At 70.3% G+C, this 19,999-nt stretch carries 21 protein-coding genes; 14 read left to right on the top strand and 7 right to left on the bottom strand.

All coding sequences use genetic code 11. The features are described from left to right. The first annotated feature begins 25 nt into the window (after positions 1-25). The 8 genes from JAN5088_RS11280 to JAN5088_RS11315 all read left to right on the top strand — a co-directional run bounded on the left by JAN5088_RS11280 (position 26) and on the right by JAN5088_RS11315 (position 6,678). Positions 26-1,111: an ABC transporter permease gene (locus tag JAN5088_RS11280; RefSeq protein ID WP_055682909.1), complete on the top strand. Its 1,086-nt coding sequence runs from the start codon at positions 26-28 to the stop codon at positions 1,109-1,111. Then, complete coding sequence (locus JAN5088_RS11285) at positions 1,108-1,365, top strand: hypothetical protein (protein ID WP_055682910.1); 258 nt, start codon at positions 1,108-1,110, stop codon at positions 1,363-1,365. The genes JAN5088_RS11280 and JAN5088_RS11285 overlap by 4 nt, the downstream gene beginning before the upstream one ends. After that, a complete protein-coding gene (locus JAN5088_RS11290) occupies positions 1,365-2,294 on the top strand; it encodes an ABC transporter permease (RefSeq protein WP_055682911.1) in 930 nt (309 codons plus the stop codon). Before JAN5088_RS11285 ends, JAN5088_RS11290 begins: the two co-directional genes overlap by 1 nt. A gap of 30 nt (positions 2,295-2,324) precedes the next feature. Further along, on the top strand, positions 2,325-3,413 hold the full coding sequence (locus tag JAN5088_RS11295; RefSeq protein ID WP_055682912.1) for a BMP family ABC transporter substrate-binding protein: 1,089 nt from the start codon (positions 2,325-2,327) through the stop codon (positions 3,411-3,413). Positions 3,414-3,496: 83 nt separating this feature from the next. Continuing rightward, positions 3,497-4,429: an aldo/keto reductase gene (locus JAN5088_RS11300; protein WP_055682913.1), complete on the top strand. Its 933-nt coding sequence runs from the start codon at positions 3,497-3,499 to the stop codon at positions 4,427-4,429. Positions 4,430-4,432: 3 nt separating this feature from the next. Beyond that, complete coding sequence (locus JAN5088_RS11305; protein ID WP_055682914.1) at positions 4,433-4,894, top strand: OsmC family protein; 462 nt, start codon at positions 4,433-4,435, stop codon at positions 4,892-4,894. Positions 4,895-4,963: 69 nt separating this feature from the next. Beyond that, complete coding sequence (locus JAN5088_RS11310; RefSeq protein WP_055683332.1) at positions 4,964-6,028, top strand: NAD(P)/FAD-dependent oxidoreductase; 1,065 nt, start codon at positions 4,964-4,966, stop codon at positions 6,026-6,028. After that, the gene (locus JAN5088_RS11315) at positions 6,025-6,678 is read left to right on the top strand and encodes a DUF938 domain-containing protein (protein ID WP_055682915.1); all 654 of its coding nucleotides are present in this window, start codon (positions 6,025-6,027) and stop codon (positions 6,676-6,678) included. Before JAN5088_RS11310 ends, JAN5088_RS11315 begins: the two co-directional genes overlap by 4 nt. Here the strand turns inward: JAN5088_RS11315 and hisG are convergent. Genes hisG through hisS form a run of 3 tightly spaced genes read right to left on the bottom strand, consistent with a single transcriptional unit; the run spans position 6,675 to position 9,936 of the window. Then, positions 6,675-7,361, bottom strand: a complete 687-nt coding sequence (gene hisG / locus JAN5088_RS11320; RefSeq protein WP_055682916.1) for an ATP phosphoribosyltransferase — start codon at positions 7,359-7,361, stop codon at positions 6,675-6,677. The genes JAN5088_RS11315 and hisG overlap by 4 nt on opposite strands. Continuing rightward, on the bottom strand, positions 7,358-8,446 hold the full coding sequence (locus JAN5088_RS11325; RefSeq protein ID WP_055682917.1) for an ATP phosphoribosyltransferase regulatory subunit: 1,089 nt from the start codon (positions 8,444-8,446) through the stop codon (positions 7,358-7,360). Before JAN5088_RS11325 ends, hisG begins: the two co-directional genes overlap by 4 nt. Further along, positions 8,443-9,936, bottom strand: coding sequence for a histidine--tRNA ligase (gene hisS / locus JAN5088_RS11330; RefSeq protein WP_055682918.1), 1,494 nt, complete (start codon positions 9,934-9,936; stop codon positions 8,443-8,445). Before hisS ends, JAN5088_RS11325 begins: the two co-directional genes overlap by 4 nt. A gap of 67 nt (positions 9,937-10,003) precedes the next feature. On the opposite strand from hisS, the gene JAN5088_RS11335 reads away from it, so the two are divergent. Continuing rightward, on the top strand, positions 10,004-10,198 hold the full coding sequence (locus JAN5088_RS11335; RefSeq protein ID WP_055682919.1) for a SlyX family protein: 195 nt from the start codon (positions 10,004-10,006) through the stop codon (positions 10,196-10,198). Between the two features lie 67 nt (positions 10,199-10,265). On the opposite strand, the gene JAN5088_RS11340 is transcribed toward JAN5088_RS11335, so the two are convergent. Continuing rightward, positions 10,266-11,252, bottom strand: a complete 987-nt coding sequence (locus tag JAN5088_RS11340; RefSeq protein ID WP_055682920.1) for an adenosine kinase — start codon at positions 11,250-11,252, stop codon at positions 10,266-10,268. After that, on the bottom strand, positions 11,249-11,929 hold the full coding sequence (nth, locus tag JAN5088_RS11345) for an endonuclease III (protein ID WP_055682921.1): 681 nt from the start codon (positions 11,927-11,929) through the stop codon (positions 11,249-11,251). Before nth ends, JAN5088_RS11340 begins: the two co-directional genes overlap by 4 nt. 111 nt (positions 11,930-12,040) lie before the next feature. Here nth and JAN5088_RS11350 point away from each other — a divergent pair, with 111 nt between their 5' ends. The 3 genes from JAN5088_RS11350 to rsgA all read left to right on the top strand — a co-directional run bounded on the left by JAN5088_RS11350 (position 12,041) and on the right by rsgA (position 14,901). Next, positions 12,041-12,904 (top strand): methylated-DNA--[protein]-cysteine S-methyltransferase, encoded by an 864-nt coding sequence (locus JAN5088_RS11350; protein WP_055682922.1) that lies wholly within the window; start codon positions 12,041-12,043, stop codon positions 12,902-12,904. A 151-nt stretch (positions 12,905-13,055) separates the two neighbouring features. Further along, positions 13,056-13,706: a YiaD family glycine zipper/OmpA-like lipoprotein gene (locus tag JAN5088_RS11355; protein WP_055682923.1), complete on the top strand. Its 651-nt coding sequence runs from the start codon at positions 13,056-13,058 to the stop codon at positions 13,704-13,706. A gap of 172 nt (positions 13,707-13,878) precedes the next feature. Beyond that, entirely contained in the window at positions 13,879-14,901 is a 1,023-nt protein-coding gene (gene rsgA / locus JAN5088_RS11360) for a ribosome small subunit-dependent GTPase A (RefSeq protein WP_055682924.1), read from the top strand. A gap of 4 nt (positions 14,902-14,905) precedes the next feature. Here rsgA and JAN5088_RS11365 read toward each other — a convergent pair whose 3' ends face one another. Next, on the bottom strand, positions 14,906-17,137 hold the full coding sequence (locus JAN5088_RS11365) for a putative PEP-binding protein (RefSeq protein WP_055682925.1): 2,232 nt from the start codon (positions 17,135-17,137) through the stop codon (positions 14,906-14,908). 122 nt (positions 17,138-17,259) lie between these two features. Next, positions 17,260-18,507, bottom strand: coding sequence for an aspartate kinase (locus JAN5088_RS11370; protein ID WP_055682926.1), 1,248 nt, complete (start codon positions 18,505-18,507; stop codon positions 17,260-17,262). Between the two features lie 172 nt (positions 18,508-18,679). Between JAN5088_RS11370 and JAN5088_RS11375 the strand changes: the two genes are divergently transcribed. Further along, a complete protein-coding gene (locus JAN5088_RS11375) occupies positions 18,680-19,456 on the top strand; it encodes a DUF2189 domain-containing protein (RefSeq protein ID WP_055682927.1) in 777 nt (258 codons plus the stop codon). Between the two features lie 70 nt (positions 19,457-19,526). Beyond that, positions 19,527-19,997 (top strand): nucleoside deaminase, encoded by a 471-nt coding sequence (locus JAN5088_RS11380; RefSeq protein WP_055682928.1) that lies wholly within the window; start codon positions 19,527-19,529, stop codon positions 19,995-19,997. Positions 19,998-19,999 lie beyond the last annotated feature (2 nt).

A 19,999-nucleotide genomic window follows, 5' to 3' on the forward strand; every position in this document is an offset into this window, starting at 1 on the left:
GAGCGGCGGCGGGCGCGGTGTGCCGATGATCCGGCTGGAGCGTCGCCCTACCCCGTCGCGTTTCTGGAGCGCGGCCGCGCCCATCCTTGCCGTGGCGCTGACGCTGGTGGTGGGCGCGCTGATGTTCGCGGCCTTGGGAAAGGACCCGTTCGAGGCGCTGCGCGCGATCTTCTGGGACCCGGTCTTCGGAGAGTTCGCCTTCTACTTCCGCGGCCAGCTGCTGGTGAAGGCCGGGCCGCTGATCCTGATCGCCGTGGGGCTGGCCCTGGGGTTCCGGGCGGGCATCTGGAATATCGGGGCGGAGGGGCAGTACATCGTCGGCGCGCTGGCCGGAGCGGCGGCGGGGCTGGCGTTCTACCCCTCCGACTCCTGGCTGATCTTTCCGCTGATGGTGGCCTGCGGCGCGCTCGGCGGGTTCCTCTGGGCGATGATCCCGGCGCTTCTGAAGGTGACGCTGGGGGTGAACGAGATCCTCGTGTCGCTGATGCTGGTCTATGTGGCCGAACGCAGCCTGCTGGCCTCGGCCGCCGTGGGATGGCTGCGGAACCCGGATACGGTGGGCTTTCCCGGCTCGCGCAACCTGTCGCGGTGGGAGGCGTCGGCCAACCCCGAGCTGATCGCGGGCACGGGCGCGCACTGGGGGGTGGCCGCGGCGCTGATCGCGGTGATCTTCGCGCATGTCCTGCTGACGCGGCACCTGACCGGGTTCCACATCCGCCTGACCGGCGCGGCCCCCCGCGCGGCGCGTTTCGCGGGCGTCGTGCCCGGCCGGCTGGTGATCTTCTGCATGGGCTTCTCCGGCGCGCTCGCGGGGCTGGCTGGCCTCTTCGAGGCGACGGGCCCAGCGGGCCAGATCAGCATCGACTTCGCCTCGGGCTATGGCTTCACGGCGATCATCGTGGCCTTTCTCGGGCGGCTCAACCCGCTGGGCATCGTGGCGGCGGGCCTTCTCATGGCGGTGACCTACGTGGGCGGCGACAATGCGGCGACGAATCTCGGGTTGCCCGCCGCCGCGATCAGCGCCTTCCAGGGGATGCTGCTGTTCTTCCTGCTGGCGGTCGACGTGTTGACGAACTTCCGCCTGCGGGCGGGGAAAGGGGTGACGGCATGAAGGGATCCACGGTCTTCACGATCTGCCTGCTGGCGGGGGCGGTGATCGGGTTTCTGGTCTGGCCTGCGGCGGCCGACACGGTCACGCTGCTGGTGGCGCCGCCGGTGGCCTTCGCGCTCGTCGTGCTGGTGTCGGTCGTGGCAGGGGTCCTGGGTCAGATCCTGCGCCAGCCGCTTCTCGGGCCCGCGGGTTTCGGCGTCGCCGCGGGGTTGAGCGTCGGCGCGGCCCTGTCGGTCTTCGTGGTGGCGGCCTGATGGACCTCTCCTCGATCTCCCCCACGCTCCTCATCGCGTCGCTCATGGTGGCGGCGACGCCGATCCTGCTCGCCGCAATCGGCGAGATGGTGGTCGAGAAATCCGGCGTCCTGAATCTCGGCGTCGAAGGCATGATGATCATGGGCGCCGTCACCGGCTTCATCGCCGCGATCGAGACGGGGTCGCCCTGGGCCGGGTTCCTCGCGGCGGCCGCCGGGGGCGCGGTCGTGGCGCTGCTGTTCGGTTTCCTCACGCAGGTCCTGCTGTCGAACCAGGTGGCGACGGGGCTGGCGCTGACGCTGTTCGGGCTGGGGGTGTCGTCCCTGATCGGGCAGGGATACGTGGGCATCAAGGCCAACGGTCTGCGGCGCATCGATCTGGGCTGGCTGACGGACCTGCCCTTCGTCGGGCGTGTGATCTTCGGGCACGACCCGATGGTCTACCTGAGCCTCCTCCTCGTGGCGCTGGTCTGGGGTTTCCTGAAATACACCCGCGCGGGCCTGATCCTGCGCGCGGTCGGCGAAAGCCACGATGCGGCCCATGCGCTCGGCTACCACGTCCGCCGTGTGCGCCTGATGGCGATTGCCTTCGGCGGCGCCTGCGCGGGTCTGGGCGGAGCGTATCTCTCGCTCGTCCGGGTCCCGCAATGGACCGATGGCATGACGGCGGGGGCGGGCTGGATCGCGCTGGCCATCGTCGTCTTCGCAAGCTGGCGGGCCGGGCGCGTTCTGGTGGGGGCGTATCTGTTCGGCGGCATCACGGTGCTGCAACTCAACCTGCAGACGGCGGGTGCCAAGGTCTCGGTCGAGCTTCTGTCGGCGGCTCCCTATCTTGTCACCATCCTCGTCCTCGTGCTCATATCGTTCCGCGCTGGACGGGGGGGCGACGCGCCCGCCGATCTGGCCCGGCCATTCCACGCATCCGGCTAGGGCTGCGGGATCACCAAGGGGGAGAACCACATGAAACTCAGGACACTTCTTGCGGGCGCCATGGCGCTCGGCCTCGCCACGGGCGCACAGGCGCAGGACGACCCGGTGAAGGTCGGGTTCATCTACGTCGGTCCCGTGGGCGACGGCGGCTGGACCTATCAGCACGACCAGGGCCGTCTCGCCGTGGAGGAGGAGTTCGGCGACAAGGTCGAGACCGTCTATCAGGAATCGGTGCCCGAAGGCGCCGACGCCGAACGCGCGATCACGCAGATGGCGCTGCAGGGCGCGGACATCATCTTCACCACCAGCTTCGGCTTCATGGAGGCGACGAACGCCGTCGCCGCCAAGTTCCCGGACGTGAAGTTCGAGCATGCCACCGGCTTCATGCGCGAGCATCCCAATGTCTCGACCTACGACGCCCGCTTCTACGAAGGCCGCGCGGTGCTGGGCACCATCGCGGGCCATCTGACCGAGACGAACAAGATCGGCTACATCGGCTCCTTCCCAATCCCCGAGAACATCCAGGGGATCAACGCTGCCTATCTCCACGCCAGGAAGGTCAACCCGGAGGTGGAGATGGTCGTGACCTGGGCCTATACCTGGTTCGACCCCGCCAAGGAGGCCGACGCGGCGCGCGCCATGATCGACCAGGGTGTCGACGTCATCCTTCAGCACACCGATTCCACCGCGCCCCAGGCGGCCGCGCAGGAGGCCAACGAGAACGGCGGCCGCGTCTTCACCTTCGGCCAGGCGTCGGACATGGAAGCGTTCAAGCCCCTGCCCCGCGTCGCCTCGATCATCGACAACTGGGCGCCCTACTACATCGAACGTGTGGGGGCGGTGATGGACGGCACCTGGGAACAGCAGGCCACCTGGGCCGGCATCGCGGGGGGCGAGGTCGAGATCGGCGAGATCACCGACGCCGTGCCCGCCGACGTCAAGGCCGAGGCGGAGGAGCTGATCGCCGCCATGGCCGACGGCAACTATCACCCGTTCACCGGTCCCATCAACAAGCAGGACGGCTCGGTCTGGCTGGAGGAGGGCGAGACGCCCGACGATGGCGAACTGGCCAGCATGGACTTCTACGTCGAGGGGATCTCGGGCGGCATTCCGAACTGATTTCGCGGCAACCGGCGCCCGGCGGAGCGATCCGCCGGGCGTTCGCCGTTGTGCGGCGCGCCCGATGCGGGCATCGTGACGCCATGACAACCCTCACAGCCATCGACGGCACCCCCGCGTCCTCCCTCTGCTTCGGCTGCATGCAGTTCGGCGGCACCGCGGACGAGACCGCCAGCCGCGCCATGTTCGACGCCTGCCGCGCGGCGGGCGTGACCTTCTTCGATACCGCGCATGTCTATACCGACGGCCGGTCCGAGACGATGCTGGGCACCTTCGCGGAGCCCGAGCGCGACGGCCTCGTGATCGCGACGAAGGCGAACTACGCGCGGGGAGCCGGGCGCGAGAATATCCTGGGAAGTCTCGACGACAGCCGCAAGCGGCTCGGGACAGAGGTCATCGACCTTCTCTACCTGCACCGCTGGGACGCGGAGACGCCGCTGGAGGAGAGTTTCGAGGCGCTGGCCAGGCTCAGGGATCAGGGCACGATCCGGTACGTGGGCGTCAGCAACTTCGCCGCCTGGCAGGTGATGAAGGCACAGGCTGTGGCCGCGACCTTCGGCATCCGCATCGACGCGATCCAGCCGATGTACAACCTCGTCAAGCGGCAGGCCGAGGTCGAGATCCTGCTCATGGCGCGCGATCAGGATATCGCCGTCGTTCCCTATTCGCCCTTGGGCGGGGGACTTCTATCGGGCAAATACGCCCGCGGCGGCAGCGGGCGCCTGACGCGGGACGACCGCTATGCCGCGCGCTATGCGCCCGACTGGATGCACGACGCCGCGCGGGGTCTTGCCGATCTGGCCGATGAGGTGGGGATGCATCCCGCGACGCTCGCCGTGGCCTGGGTCGCGGCGAACCCGGCCGTCACGGCTCCGATCGTCAGCGCCCGCGATACGGATCAGTTGGGCCCATCCCTGGCCGCCGCCGACGTGGCGCTGGACGACGATCTGCTGGCGCGGATCACCGCCCTGTCGCCCGCCCCGCCGCCCGCGACCGACCGGCTGGAAGAAGCCTGAGACGTGGCGCACGGGGCGACGGTCGAGTGGGACCGCGGCGGAGCCCCGTTCACCGACAACCGCTATTCCCGCGCGCATCGCTGGACGTTCGACGGCGGCACCGTGATCGCGGCCTCGTCCTCTCCGGCCGTGGTGCCGCTGCCCATGTCCGACGCAGGCGCCGTGGACCCGGAGGAAGCCTTCGTCGCCAGCATCGCCGCCTGCCACATGCTCTGGTTTCTCGATCTCGCACGGCAGGCCGGCCGCGTGGTCGACAGCTACCGCGATGCGGCGCGGGGCACGATGGCGCGGCGCGGGGACGGCATGCTCTGGCTCGCGCACGTCGATCTGCATCCGGCCGTGACCTGGGCCGGACCCGCCCCCGGGGCCACGGCCCTGCGCGACCTGCACGATACCGCCCACCGGCACTGCTTCATCGCCAATTCCGTGCGGACCGAGATCCGGCTTCACGCGCGGAACGGCTGACGGCCGGAAACGATGCGTTCGTTCCATCCCGCTTGAGGGGGGTGGGCTTGCTGTGACAATGTGGGCGTCGTGGATTGCGACTTTCTCATCATCGGCGGCGGAATCGCCGGAAGTGCCGCAGGGGCAGCACTGGCGGACCACGGACGCGTCGTCCTGTGGGAGGCCGAGGATGCCTTTGCGTATCACGCATCCGGCCGGTCCGCTGCGCTCTTCGAGGAAAGCTATGGCCTGGCCCCCGTCGTAGCTCTCAACCGCGCGTCGCGGCCCGCGCACGAGGCGGGGGGCTGGATGTCGCCGCGGGGGTTCCTGCTGGTCGCCACCAAGGGGCAGGAGGAGGCCTTCGACCGCGATTGCGACCAGATGTGCCTCGGCGCCATGCCGCCGGACGAGGCGCGCGCCATGGTGCCGATCCTGTCCGATGCGGTGGTCCGGGCGGCGCATGATCCGTCGGCCATGGACCTCGACACCGATGCGATGGTGCAGGCGGGCTTGCGGGCGATCCGGGCCGGCGGTGCGGCGCAGACGGGCAGGCGAGTGACAGCCATCGACCGTCTGCCCGGCGGGTGGCGGGTGCGGGCGGGGGAAGCCGAGATCACGGCGCGCCAGATCGTCGATGCCGCCGGACCCTGGGCCGACGCGGTGGCGCGGCTGGCGGGCGTCGCCCCGCTGGGCCTGACGCCCTTCCGTCGCTCCATGGCCCGGCTCGCCGCGCCGGGCGGGCATGACGTGCGGCACTGGCCCATGCTGATGGGGCCGGGCGAGGCCTGGTACGCGAAGCCCGACGCCGGTGCCTGGATCGTCTCGCCTGCCGAGGAGGAGGCCTTCGAGGCTTCCGACGCCTTCGCCGACGACATGGTGCTGGCCGAGGGGCTCGACCGCTACCAGCAGGCCGTCACGGTGCCGGTCACACGCCCGCTGGCGACCTGGGCCGGGCTTCGGACCTTTGCGCCGGATCGCTGCCTCGTCATCGGGCCGTCCGGAGTCGACGGGTTCTGGTGGTGCGCGGGGCAGGGCGGCTATGGCTTCCAGACGGCGCCCGCCGCCGCGCGCCTGCTGGCCGACCGTGTGGCGGGACGGGTGCCGGAGCTGGCCCCGGACGTGGTCGCCGCGCTCGACCCGCGGCGGTTCCATTGATCCGCCGGATCGTGACGACGGGCGCGGCGGCGACCCCGGATGCGGAGGGGCGGCTGGTCGCGCCCGCCGCCGCCCGGAACCTCGACCCGATCCTGTCGGTCCTGCTGCCCCGGATGCCCCGTGCGGGCGACGTGCTGGAACTGGCCTCGGGCACCGGCCAGCACATCGCCGCGCTGGCCGCGCACCGGCCCGACCTGCGCTTTCACCCCACCGACCCGGACCCGTCGCGGCGCGCGTCGATCGACGCCTATTGCCGGGGCCTGGGCAACGTGTCCGATGCGGGCGACATCGACGCGGCGCAGCCCGGTTGGGCGGTCGAGGCGGCGTCGGACATGGTGCTCATCGTGAACCTTCTGCACCTGATCTCGGACGCGGAACTGGCCGTCGTGCTGGACGAGGCCCGCCGCACGCTGGCGCCCGGCGGCCTGCTGGCGATCTACGGCCCTTTCCTGCGCGACGGGCAACCCGCAGGGGACGGCGACAGGGCCTTCGATGCCGACCTCCGCCGTCAGGACCCGGCCATCGGCCTCAAGGACCTGGGCATGGTCGAGACGGTGCTGACGGTGCTGGGCCTCAAGGTCGAGCGCGTCGAGATGCCCGTGGGCAACCTGATGATCCTCGGTCGCGCCGGTGCGGTGCCGGGTCTCTAGGCCAGCCGCTCCCTCAGATCCTCCAGCACGGCCTTCGCCGCCTTGTCCCAGGGCGCGTCCAGCGCGCGGAACAGGGTGGCCTGGCTCGCGTGGATCAGGCCGTCGTCCAGGACCTTGAGGTGGTTGGCCCGCATCGTCTCGCCGGTCGAGGTGATGTCCGCGATCGCCTCGGCCGTATGGTTCAGTACCGTCCCCTCGGTGGCGCCCTGGCTGTCGACCAGTTGATAGTCGGCCACGCCGTTCTGGCGCAGGAAATCGCGCACGAGCCGGTGATACTTGGTCGCGATCCGCAGGCGGTGGCCGTGGGTCGCGCGGAACTGCGCGCAGGCGGCGTCGAGGTCGTCGAGCGTGTCCACGTCGATCCAGACCTTCGGCACGGCCAGGATGAGGTCGGCGTGGCCGAACCCCATGGGCGCCAGAGCCTTGACCCTGGTGTCCCAGCGGGTCAGGCGCTCCCGGACCAGGTCGCTGCCGGTGACGCCGAGGTGGATGCGGCCGGCGGCCAGCTCACGCGGGATTTCCCCCGCCGACAGCATGACCAGCGCGATGTCCGCGCCTTCCACATGGCCCGCGTATTCCCGGTCGGACCCGCTGCGCGTCAGGGTCAGCCCGCGCTTTCCGAACCAGTCGAAGGTCTTGTCCATCAGCCGCCCCTTGGACGGCACGCCCAGACGCAGCATCAGAGCCTCCCCAGAAGGCCGGGGCGCACCACGCCGCCCACCGCGGGGATCGAGCGGCCGCGCCCCAGCACCGCCGTCAGCGCGTCATAGCGCCCGCCCGTTGCCAACGGCGGCAGGTCGGGCCGGCCGGGGGCCGACAGGGTGAAGACGAAGCCATCGTAATATTCCATCGCCGTGCGCCCCCGTGCGGGCGCGAAGGACAGGGCAGCCGGGTCATGGCCGCGCCGCGCCAGCGCCTCGGCCCGCGCCTCCAGCCGGTCGGCGGCCGGACCGAGGCCCGGCAGGTCCACTCCCATGTCGCGCAGCGGCGGGATCGCCAGCGTCATCGTCGTGTCGAGCGACAGGAGGCTGTCGATCACGTCGGCCTCGGTCCGGGTGATCGGCTCCGTCGCGGCGTCCTCCGCCAGGGCGTTCAGCCGGGCCGCGATTTCCGCCCTGTCGCGCAGGCCCACGGCGGGGCCGGCGGCGGCGATCAGCGTCTCGGCCGGCGTGTCCGCCAGTTGCGCCAGCAGCGTCGCGCGGGTCGCGGGGGTCGGCGTGGTGCCGGTGAAGCGGTCGATCAGGCGGCGGAACCGGGTCGGCCGCCAAATGTGCCGGCGCAGCGCCGCGCGCCGGCGGTCCGATGTCGTCAGCGCATCGACGGCGGCGATCAGCACGCCCAGGTCGCCCGTCGCCGCCACCGGAGCGGCGGCGGAGACCGCCTGCGACAACAGGTCGAAGACCTCCGCATCGGCCCCGGCCGGGTCGTCGCGGTCGAAGGCCTCATAGCCCACCTGAAGGTATTCGCGGGGGCGGCCCTCGTCGACCTCCTGGCGCCGGAAGACCTCGCCCGCGTAGCAGTAGCGCGCGGGTTCGGCGCCGTTTTCCATGTGGGCCTGCACCACGGGAACGGTGAAGTCGGGGCGCAGCATCATCTCCCCCGCGAGCGGATCCTGCGTGGTGAAGGCGCGGGCACGGATATCCTCGCCATAGAGGTCGAGAAGCGCCCCCGCCGGTTGCAGGATCGGAGTCTCGACCATCTGCGCGCCCGCCGCGCGGAACCGCGCCAGAAGGTCGGCCGCCCGCGCCCGGTCCTCGGCCGAGATCATCCGAGCAGCTTCCGCAGGAAAGGCACCAGATCGTCCAGCGCCACCTCGGTCTGCGAGGGGTTCTCCTTCCACTCGTCCAAGGTGGCATCCTGCGCCAGCCTGGCTCCCAGGATCAGGTCCTTGACCTGCACGACGCCGCGCGCGGCCTCGTCGGTACCCTGGATGACCGCCGCCGGGCTGCCGCGCCGGTCGGCGTATTTGAGCTGGTTGCCGAAGTTCTTCGGGTTGCCCAGATAGACCTCCGCCCGGATGCCGGCCTGCCGCAGCGTGGCGCAGATCGACTGGTAGTCTGCCATGCGGTCCCGGTCCATCACCGTCACGACGACGGGCCCCACGGCCGTTCGGTCGACGCGCCCCTTGGCGATCAGGGCGGCCAGCAGGCGGTCCACCCCGATGCTGACGCCGGTGGCGGGCACCGCCTGCCCCGTGAACCGCGTCACCAGGTCGTCGTAGCGCCCCCCGCCCGCGACCGATCCGAACTGCCGCGGGCCGCCCTTCTCATCGGTGATCTCGAAGGTCAGATCGGCTTCGTAGACAGGGCCCGTGTAATAGCCGAGGCCCCGCACGACCGAAGGGTCGATGACGATGCGGTCGGGGCCGTAGCCCTGGGCTTCGAGGAGGGAAGCGATCTGTTCGAGTTCGCTGACGCCTTCAAGGCCTGTCGCGCTGTCGGTCACGATGTCTCTCAGTCGTCCGCAGGTGGCCGCTCCGGTGTCGCGGCGGGCGTCCATGAAGGCCATGACCGCATCCGCCTGCGCCTCGTCCAGCCCCGCTCCCTCGGTGAAGTCCCCGCTCTCGTCCTTCCGTCCCTTGCCCAGCAGCGCCCGGACCCCTTCGACCCCGAGGCGGTCCAGCTTGTCGATGGCGCGCAGGACGATCCCGCGTTCGGCTTCCTTGTCGTCGCCGGACAGCCCCGCGACCTCCATCACGCCGTTCAGGACCTTCCGGTTGTTGACCCGGACAACGTAGTCGCCGCGCTCGATCCCGACCGCCTCCAGCGTGTCGGCCAGCATTGCGCAGATTTCCGCGTCGGCGGCCACGCTCGCTGTGCCGACCGTATCCGCATCGCATTGATAGAATTGCCGGAACCGTCCCGGTCCGGGCTTTTCGTTGCGCCAGACGGGCCCCATGGCATAGCGGCGGTAGGGGGTGGGAAGGTCGTTGCGGTGCTGGGCATAGACGCGGGCCAGCGGGGCGGTCAGGTCATAGCGGAGCGCCAGCCAGTCGCCGTCGGCCTCCGTCTCCTCCGGACCCGCTTCCCGGAACGCAAAGACGCCCGCGTTGGGTCGGTCCACGTCGGGGAGGAACTTGCCAAGCGCCTCGACCGTCTCGACGGCCGAGGATTCGAGCGCCTCGAACCCGTAAAGGTGGTAGACATGCGCGATCGCATCCAGCATGGCCTTGCGCTGCGTCACCTCGGCGCCGAAATAGTCGCGGAAGCCCTTGGGCGTCTCGGCGCGAGGGCGGCGAACCTTGTCTTTCCTGGCCATGTCGAACGGTCCTTTCGTCGGCTCGCCTCTTACGTCCCGCGCCCCGCGCGCACAACCGGGAAGCCCCATGCAGCACCTCGAAGAACGCATCGCTCACCTGACCCGCGCGGTCGAAGACCTGTCGGACGTCGTGGCCCGCCAGTCCGCCGAGATCGCGATGCTGGAACGGCGTGTCGGGATGCTGATGCAGCGGGCGGGCGATGCCGACGCGGCGTCTGGGACGTCGATCCCGCTGGCCGACCAACGACCGCCGCACTGGTGAGGGCGGGGCGCCTGCGGCCGGAGGCTTCCGGCCTTTCCACAGGCACGGTCGCCCGAAACGGAACGCGTCAGATCAGCCCTTCGGCCCGGAACAGGTCCGCCACGTCCACGGCGGGGCGCGGGCCGATGTGGCCGATGACCTCCCGCGCACAGACGACGCCCATGCGGCCGGAAGTGGCCGCGTCACGCCCGGAGGCGAGGCCGAACAGGAAGCCCGCCGCGAACTGGTCGCCCGCGCCGGTGGCGTCGACCACGCGCACCTGCCGCACCGGCACGTCGATCCGCTCTCCCTCCGTACGGATCCAGACCGACTGGCCGGACCGGGTGCAGACGACCGTCCGGCAATGTTCCGCCGCCCGGTCCAGCGCCTGTTCGATATCGTCGGTCTGATAGAGCGTCGTCCATTCGGCGGCATTGCCGATGGCGATGTCCATGTCCTCGCGGATGAGGCGCTGGAAATCGTCCCGGTGGCGGTCGGCGCAGAAGGGGTCGCTGATGGTGATGGCGGAGCGCCCGCCCGCCTCCTTCATGCGGCTCGCGGCACGGGCGAAGGCGGTCTTGCCCTCGTCCTTGTCGAACAGATAGCCCTCGAGGAACAGGATGCCGCCGCCGCCGAAGACATCCGGCACATCCTGCGACCCGAGGTCCGCCCCGGCGCCCAGATAGGTGTTCATCGACCGCTCGCCGTCGGGCGAGACGAAGATCATGCTGCGCGACGTGGGCAGGTCCGCGGCCTTGGGCGGATTGGGGAAGGCAGTGCCCGCGCCTTCCATCGTGCGGGCATAAAACTGGCCCAGGGCGTCGTCCCGGACCTTGCCGATGAAGGCCGTCGACAGGCCCAGGGCGCCGATGCCGGCAAGCGTATTCGCGACCGATCCGCCCGGCGCCTCGACCCGTTCCGACATCGCCTCGTAGAGGGTCTCGGCCCGGTCGCGCTCGATGAGCTGCATGATGCCCCTCTCGATGCCCATCTCCTCCAGGAACCCTTCCGGGGCCGGGGCGATCACGTCGACGATGGCATTGCCGATGCCGATGACGTCGTAGCTGGCGGTCATGGGGCGGATCTTCCTTCGGTCCTGGGTGTGGGTTCCAAGGTCTTGTCGTCGTAGGGGCAAAGATCGCGGATCAGGCAGGCGGGGCACTTCGGCTTGCGCGCGACGCAGGTATAGCGCCCGTGCAGGATAAGCCAGTGATGCGCGTGGCGCTGGTAGCGGGCGGGGACGTTGTCCTCGACCGCGCGCTCCACCGCCTCGACCGTCTTGCCGGGCGCGATGCCGGTGCGGTTGCCGACGCGGAAGATGTGGGTGTCGACGGCCTGCGCCGGATGCCCGAACCACATGTTCAGGACCACGTTGGCGGTCTTGCGCCCCACGCCGGGCAGCGATTGCAGCGCCGCACGGCTGTCGGGCACCTCGCCGCCGTAGTCGTCCACCAGGATCCGGCTCAGCCGAATGACGTTCTTCGCCTTCTGCCGGAACAGACCGATGGTGCGGATGTGGTCGGTCACGCCCTCCAGCCCCAGGTCGAGCATCTTCTGCGGCGTGTCGGCCACGGCGAACAGGGCGCGCGTCGCCCTGTTGACGCCCGCGTCCGTGGCCTGCGCCGACATGGCCACGGCGACGACGAGGGTAAAGGCGTTGACGTGCTCGAGCTCGCCCCGCGGCTCGGGCTCTGCTGCCTCGAAGCGGGCGAAGACCTCGCGCATCGTGGAATAGGGAAGCTGCTTCGCCATGCCCCGCTTTTGGCCCGCGCCCCCGCCGACGACAAGCAGGTTCCCGCAAGAAGCGGGTCGCGGCGGGACGCGCCCTGTCCTAGCGTGAGGCGCAGAAGACGAGGTGCCGCCATGACCCATGCCCAGCCCATCCCCGATGTCGAAGGCAGCTATCACTATGCCCTGATGCGCCGGGCCATCGAGCTGATCGACGCGCGCGCCGACGCGCCCCCCTCGCTGGAGGAGCTGTCGCGGGCCATGAACATGTCGCCCGCGCATTTCCAACGCATCTTCTCGGCCTGGGCCGGGGTCAGCCCCAAGCGCTTCCAGCAGTATCTGACGCTGGGGCACGCCAAGGCCCTGCTGCGTGACCGCTGCACCCTGCTCGACACGGCGATGGGGGCGGGGCTGTCGGGCACCGGGCGGTTGCACGACCTGTTCCTGCGGTGGGAGGCGATGTCGCCCGGCGATTACGCGCGGGGCGGCGAGGGACTGACGATCCGCCATGCCACCGCTTCCGGCCCCTTCGGCGAAATGCTGGTGATGGTGACGGAACGCGGCATCTGCGGGCTGGCACTCGTCGCCGAGACGGGGCTTGCGGCGGCGATGGAGGACATGACGGCCCGCTGGCCCCGCGCGACCTTCGTCGAGGACCAGGCCGCCGTCGCCCCGCACCTCTGCGCCCTGGCCGAAATGCGGGGTGAGGCGCGGCTGCACCTGATCGGCGCTCCGTTCCAGATCAAGGTGTGGGAGGCGCTGATGCATGTCCCCTCCGGCCACGTCACGACCTATTCCGGCATCGCCGCCGCCATCGGAAATCCGCGCGCGGTGCGGGCGGTCGGCACGGCGGTGGGGCGCAATCCGGTCGCCTGGCTCATCCCCTGTCACCGGGCGCTGCGGAAGTCGGGCGGGATGGGGGGCTATCACTGGGGCCTTCCGATGAAACGCGCGATGCTGGCCTGGGAAGGCGCGCGGAGCGAGGCGCAGGACGCCTGATCCCGACATGCTATTGCCTATCCCGCCGCCGCACGCCCAATAGCGGCGGAGCCCCGCGCATTCGCCCGTCGAGTCGCGGCCGGGGTGGAACAGACGGACCAGCCGTGTGTTGTGACACGGCACAATCACGGACCATTTTGGGAAGACAGACATGACACTCATCAAATCCCCTCTCGCGATCGCCCTCGCCGGAAGCCTCGTTCTCGCCGGATGCGTCGACGCCACCACGGGTGAGCCGAACCGCACCCGCAGCGGCGTCCTGATCGGCGCGGGCCTCGGCGCCGCGACCGGCGCGCTGGCCGGCAGCGGCAGCCGCGCGGACGAGATCGCGGCCGGCGCCGTCGCGGGCGGCCTGATCGGCGGGGCCGTGGGATCGCGTCTCGACCGGCAGGCGGCTGACCTCCGCAACCAGCTGGGCGACGACCGCATCACCATCAACAACACCGGCAGCCAGCTCATCGTGACGATGCCGCAGGACATCCTGTTCGCCACCGACAGCGCCAACCTGCGCCCCGACCTTCAGGGCGACATCCGCGCGCTGGCGGGCAACCTGCAGCAGTATCCCGACACCACGGTCCAGGTCATCGGCCATACCGACAGCGACGGCTCCGCTGCCTACAACCAGGACCTGTCCGAGCGGCGCGCCCGCGCCGTTGCCGGCGTCTTGCTGGAGCAGGGCGTGAGCAGCGCCCGCATCGTGCCGATCGGACGCGGCGAATCGCAGCCCATCGCGTCGAACCAGACGGCCCAGGGCAAGCAGCAGAACCGTCGCGTGGAAATCGTCATCACGCCGAACCGCTGATCGCCGCAGATCGCGGCAAGCGCCCGTCGGAGCATCTCCGGCGGGCGTTTCGCGTTGGCATCGCCGGGTGCCGCGCCTATTCTGTCGCCAGTCGCGGCGGAACCGACATGCACCAGCACCAGACCATCCACCAAGGCGCGAGCCCCGGTCATCGACCCGCGGAGCCTGTCCATTGAGCAACGGCGACCGACTGGCGGCGCTCGGCTGGCGCGCGTTCTTCGCCGATCAGGTCGATCCGGAGGTCCTGGCCGCCACGCCGCCCGCGCGTGTCGTTCGCGTGGACCGGACCTCGGTCCGTGTGACAGGGTCCGATTTCGACGCGGCGCTGCCTTTCGGGCCCGACATCGCCGTCGGCGACTGGGTGCTGGTGGACCGCGGGGCGGGCACGGTGGCCTGCGTGCTCGACCGTCACACCGTGATCAGCCGCCGGGCCGCGGGGCTGGACCGGCAGGTGGTCACGCAACTCATCGCCGCCAACATCGACACGGCCTTCATCGTCACCTCCTGCAACCGCGATTTCAACGTGGCGCGGCTGGAGCGGTATCTGGTGCTGACGATGGATGCGGGGATGGAGGCAGTCATCGTGCTGACCAAGGCCGATCTTTGCGACGACCCGGAGGCCTATGCGCGGCAGGCAGGCGCGATTTCCGACCGGGTGCCCGTCGTCATCCTCGATGCGCGGGACGAAGGCGCGATGACGACGCTTGCGCCCTGGTGCGGCGCGGCGCGGACGGTCGCGTTCCTCGGCTCTTCCGGCGTCGGGAAATCCACGCTGGTCAACGCGCTCTCCGGCGGGCTGGTCGGGGCCGAGACCGGTGCCATCCGCGAAAGCGACGCGCGCGGCCGCCATACGACGACGCGGCGGGAGCTGCATCCGCTGCCGCAGGGGTTCTCCGTCCTCGACACGCCGGGGATGCGGGAGTTGCAGCTGACCGACGTGGCGGGCGGCATCGACGACCTGTTCCCCGACCTCGCGGAACTGGCGCAGGCCTGCCGGTTCTCGGACTGCGCGCACCTGGCCGAGCCGGGATGCGCACTCCGCGCCGCCGTCGACGCCGGAGAGGTGGACCCGGACCGCCTGGCCCGCTGGCAGAAGCTGGCGGCGGAGGATCGCGGAAACACCGAACGCCAGACGGCCCGGCGCAAGCCGTCGGGCCGGCGCCCGCAGGGCGGCCCCCGTCGCAAGGGTCGCTGAGGCGTCAGCGGCTGCGAAGGTACTCCATCACCGCCTCGCGCACGGTCTGGTCGCCCGCTTCGCGTGTTTCGTCGATGATCCGCCGGACCGCTCCCAGATCGGCGCGCAGCAGGATGTGCTTGACCGGCCCGATGCTTGCCGGCCGCATCGACAGGCAGCGCAGTCCCATGGCCGCGAAGCACAGGGCCTCGACCGGGCGGCCGGCATCCTCGCCGCAGAAGGACACGGGCGTCGCCGTCTCGGCGCAGCGGCCGACGATCTGTTCGATCAGCGACAGGAAGCTGACGTTGAGCGTGTCGTAACGCCGCCTGACCCGCTCGTTCTCGCGGTCGGCGGCGAAGAAGAACTGCTTGAGGTCGTTGCCGCCGATGGAGATGAAATCCGCTTCCTCGAAGAAGCGGCGCGGCGCGAAGGCCATGGACGGCGTCTCCAGCATGGCGCCTACGCGCAGCGTCTCGGGCAGGCGGTGGCCCAGCGACTTCTCGCGGTGGATCTCGCGCAGCAGGTGGGCGCGGGCCTCCAGAAACTCCTCTACCTGAGCGATGAAGGGGAACATGATCTGCAAGGGCCGTCCATCCGCGGCCCGCAGCAGGGCCTGAAGCTGCATCCGCATCACGCCCTTCTTGTCGAGACCGACCCGGATCGCGCGCCAGCCCATCGCGGGGTTCGGCTCGTCCTCCGCCTTCATGTAAGGCAGCACCTTGTCGGACCCGATGTCGAGGGTGCGGAAGACCACCGGCTTGTCGCCCGCCGCCCCCATCACCCGCGCATAGAGGTCGGCCAACTCCCCCCGCTTCGGTACCTTGTTGCGCGTCAGGAACTGCAATTCCGTGCGGAACAGGCCCACCCCCTCCGCGCCCGAGGTGGGCAGCGACGGCAGGTCCGCCATCAGCCCCGCGTTCATCATCAACTCGATCCGCTGGCCGTCCTGCGTGACGCAGGCGGTGTCGCGGATCGTGGCATAGCGGCTCTGCGCCTCGGCCGCCATGGCGAGCTTCTCGCGGAAGGCGCCGCGCACGCGGTCGTCGGGGCGCAGGTGGACGATCCCCTGGTCGCCGTCCACCAGGATCGGATCGCCCGACAGCGCCTCGGTCGTGATGCCGCGCGCCTGAAGGACCAGCGGCACGGCCCAGGCGCGCGCCACCACGGCCGCATGCGACCCGACGGACCCCTCCTCCAGCACCACGCCGCGCAGCTTGCGCCCGTATTCCAGCAGCTCTCCCGGCCCGATGTTGCGCGCGACCAGCACGGCGTTGTCGGGCAGGGGGCCGCCCTCGCGCCCCTGGCCCGTCAGCAGGCGCAGGAGGCGGTTCGACAGGTCGTCCAGATCGGCGAGCCGGTCGCGCAGATAGGCGTCGGCACCGTCCATCCGGGTCCGCGCGGCGGTCTGTTCCTTTTCCACGGCGGCCTCGGCGGTCAGGCCCGCGTTGATGTCCTCCTCCATCCGGCGCAGCCACGATCGGGAATAGGCGAACATGCGGAACGCCTGGATCACCTCGGTCTGGGCGCGATCGCCCGACACCTGCGACAGCATCCGGTCCACCGTCCCGCGCAGCTTCTCGACCGCGGCGTTCAGGCGGCGGCATTCGCCTTCGGGGTCGTCGCTCACCGGATTGGTGATGACGACGCGGGGGTTGTGCAGGTGGACGACGCCCTCGGTCGCCCCTTCCTGCCCGGTGATGCCGCGGAACATGACCTGCTGCTGGTGACGGGGCTTCAGCGCTTCGCCCTCGCCGGTGAAGGCGCCCAGTTCGGCCATCTCGGCCAGGACCATCGCGACGACCTCCAGCGCGTAGACCTCGTCCTCGGAATATTCCCGCGCCTCGCGCGACTGCACCACCAGGACGCCCAGCCGTTCGCCAAGCCGTTGCACCGGCACGCCGAGAAAGCTGGAGAACACCTCCTCGCCCGTCTCGGGCATGTAGCGGAAGCCCTTGGTCGACGGCGCGTCGGCGGCGTTGACGGGGGTCCGCCCGCGCGCCACCCGGCCCACCAGCCCCTCGCCCACCCTCAGGCGCGTGACGTGGACCGACTCGGGCTTCAGCCCGTGCGTCGCGCAAAGCTCCAGCGTCTGCTCGTCGCGGTGCAGGTAGATCGAGCAGACCTCCGCCTCCATCGAGGACGCCACGAGGCTCACGACGCGGTTCAGCCGCTCCTGCCCGTCGCCGGCCTCGGCCAGCACATCCTTCAGCCGTCGCAGAAGCTTGCGGCTGTCGCTGTCCTTCGACGCTGACATCTGCTGGGCGATCCTCCCTGATCGGCGCCTTTCTAGCGGAGGCCCGCAGGAAAGGGGAGGGGGATGCGCGGCGAATTGCGTCCCTGTCCTCCGCCGCAAGCCATCCCCCGCCGGGGCGGGCGCTAGGCCTTCTCCAGCCCGAACTCGTCGTGCAGGGCCTGGACCGCCAGCTCCATGTACTTGCGGTCGATCAGCACGCTGATCTTGATCTCGGAGGTGGTGATGACGCGGATGTTGATGCCCTCGTTCGACAGCGCGCGGAACATGCGCGCGGCGACGCCCGCGTGGCTCCGCATGCCGATGCCCACGACCGACACCTTGCTCACGTCGCGGTCGGCGATCAGGTCGCGGAACTCGATCTGGCCGGCCGCCATCGCGTCGCGCACGGCCCTGTCGGCGCGGGCCACCTGATCGACGGGCAGCGAGAACGTCATGTCGGTGCGCCCGTCCTCGGCGATGTTCTGGACGATCATGTCCACGTTCACCCCCGACTCGGCCAGAGGGCCGAAGATCGCGGCGGAGACACCCGGCCGGTCGGCGACCGACACCAGCGTCATCTTGGCCTCGTCGCGCACGAAGGCGACCCCGGCGACCACATTCGATTCCATGATGTCCTCCTCGGCGCAGACGAGCGTTCCCGCGTCGTCGGATGGTTCCTCGAAACTCGACAGCACCCGCAGCTTCACCTTGTAGCGCATGGCCAGCTCGACCGAGCGGGTCTGCAGGACCTTGGCGCCCAGCGAGGCGAGCTCCAGCATCTCCTCGAAGGCGATGCGATCCAGCTTGCGGGCCTTCGACGTGATCCGTGGATCGGTGGTATAGACGCCGTCCACATCGGTATAGATGTCGCAGCGTTCGGCCTCATGGGCCGCGGCGAAGGCCACGGCGGTGGTATCGCTGCCGCCGCGGCCCAGCGTGGTGATCCGGCCCTCGGCGCTGATCCCCTGGAAGCCCGCGACGACGGCGACCTGCATCCCCTTGTCGAAGCGGTCGTCGAAATTGGCGGTGGGAATGTCCTCGATCCGCGCGCTCGAATGGGCGGACGAGGTCAGGACCGGCACCTGCCAGCCCTGCCACGACCGCGCCTCGACGCCGTTCTCCTGCAGGATCAGCGCCAGAAGGCCCGCGGTCACGTTTTCGCCGGAACTCACGACCGCATCGTATTCGCGCGCATCGTAGAGCGGCGATGTCTCGCCCACCCAGCCCACCAGCTCATTGGTCTTGCCCGCCATGGCCGAGACGACGACGATCACGTCGTAGCCCTTGGCCACCTCGACGCCCACGCGCTTGGCCACGCGCCGGATCCGTTCGAGGTTCGCGACGGAGGTGCCGCCGAATTTCATGACGAGGCGTGGCTTCTGGCGGGTCATCGGCGTTCCCGGTGGTTCGGATGCGCCGTGGAATAGGCAAGGCGGTTCGCGGGGGCAAGACCGCGCCGCCGAATCGTCCGCCCGGCGCCCGCCGCCATGACGCAGATCATTGCGCGGCCAGGCCCGACCGGGCAATCATCGCGCGACCGCCCCGACCGGAAGGACCGCGCCCATGACAGCGACCCCCGATCTCGCCGCCTCGCCGCTGCCCGATGTGCCGCGTCTCGACCGGGGCGACCTGGCCGCCGCATTGCGCGCGGGCTGGGCCGACTATCGCGCCGCGCCGCTCTATGGGCTGTTCTTCAGCGCGGTCTATGTGCTGGGCGGGCTGATCCTGACGCAGGTGGGCGCGGGGCTGTTCCTCTGGACGCTGACGCTGTCGCTCGGCTTTCCGCTCCTCGCGCCCTTCCTCGCCGTGGGCCTCTACGAGGCGAGCCGGCGGCTCCACACCGGCGAGCCGCTGTCGTTTTCCGCCGTCCTCGGCGTCGTCTGGCGGGAACGCGCGCGGCAGATCCCCTGGGCCGGCGCGGTCATGGTGCTGTTTTTCCTGTTCTGGAGCTTCCTCGCCCACATGCTCTTCGCGCTTTTCATGGGGCCCTCGGCCCTGCTCGGGCCACCCGACGACCTGCAAAGCTACCTGACCGGCGCGGGCATCGCGATGATGGCCACCGAACTGGTCGTAGGCGGCATCTTCGCCTTCCTTCTCTTCTCGCTCACCGCGATCAGCCTGCCCATGCTGGTGGACCTGGAGATCGACTTCGTCACCGCCATGGGCTTCAGCCTGCGCACCGTGCGCGCCAATCCCGGCGTGATGCTTGCCTGGGCCGCGACCATCGCGGTGCTGACCCTTCTGGCGCTGGTGCCCTGGTTTCTGGGCCTGTTCGTGGTGCTGCCGGTGCTGGGCCACGCAAGCTGGCACCTGTACCGCCGCGCGGCGGGCATGGCGTGACGGCTGGACGGACGGGCGCGGGAAGCTAGGACATGGGGTGACGCGAACGCTTCCGGAAAGGACGGCACTCATGACCGACGACCGCACCCACATGGACGAGGCCATCGCCATCGCCCTTCGCAACATCGACGAGGGCGGGCGCCCCTTCGGCGCCGTGCTGACCCGCGACGGCAAGGTCGTCGCCCGAGCCGCCAACACCATCCACCTCGATCACGATCCGACGGCCCATGCCGAACTGATGGCGCTGCGCGCCGCCGGGCGCGAACTGGGGACGCCGCGTCTCGACGGCTGCACCGTCTATGCCAGCGGCCAGCCGTGTCCGATGTGCATGGCGGCGATGCGACTGGCCGGCATTTCCCGCGTCGTCTACGCCTATTCCAACGCCGACGGCGAACCCTACGGCCTGTCCAGCGCCGAGGCCGCCGAAGACCTGTCGGCCCCCTTCGGCGCGCAGGACTGGGCCAGGATCGAACGGATGACGCCCGACACGGCCAGCGACGACAACCCCTACTCCCGCTGGGCCGCGCATCACCGGATGTAGGG

Source organism: Jannaschia rubra, assembly GCF_001403735.1.
Taxonomy (GTDB): Bacteria; Pseudomonadota; Alphaproteobacteria; order Rhodobacterales; family Rhodobacteraceae; genus Jannaschia; species Jannaschia rubra.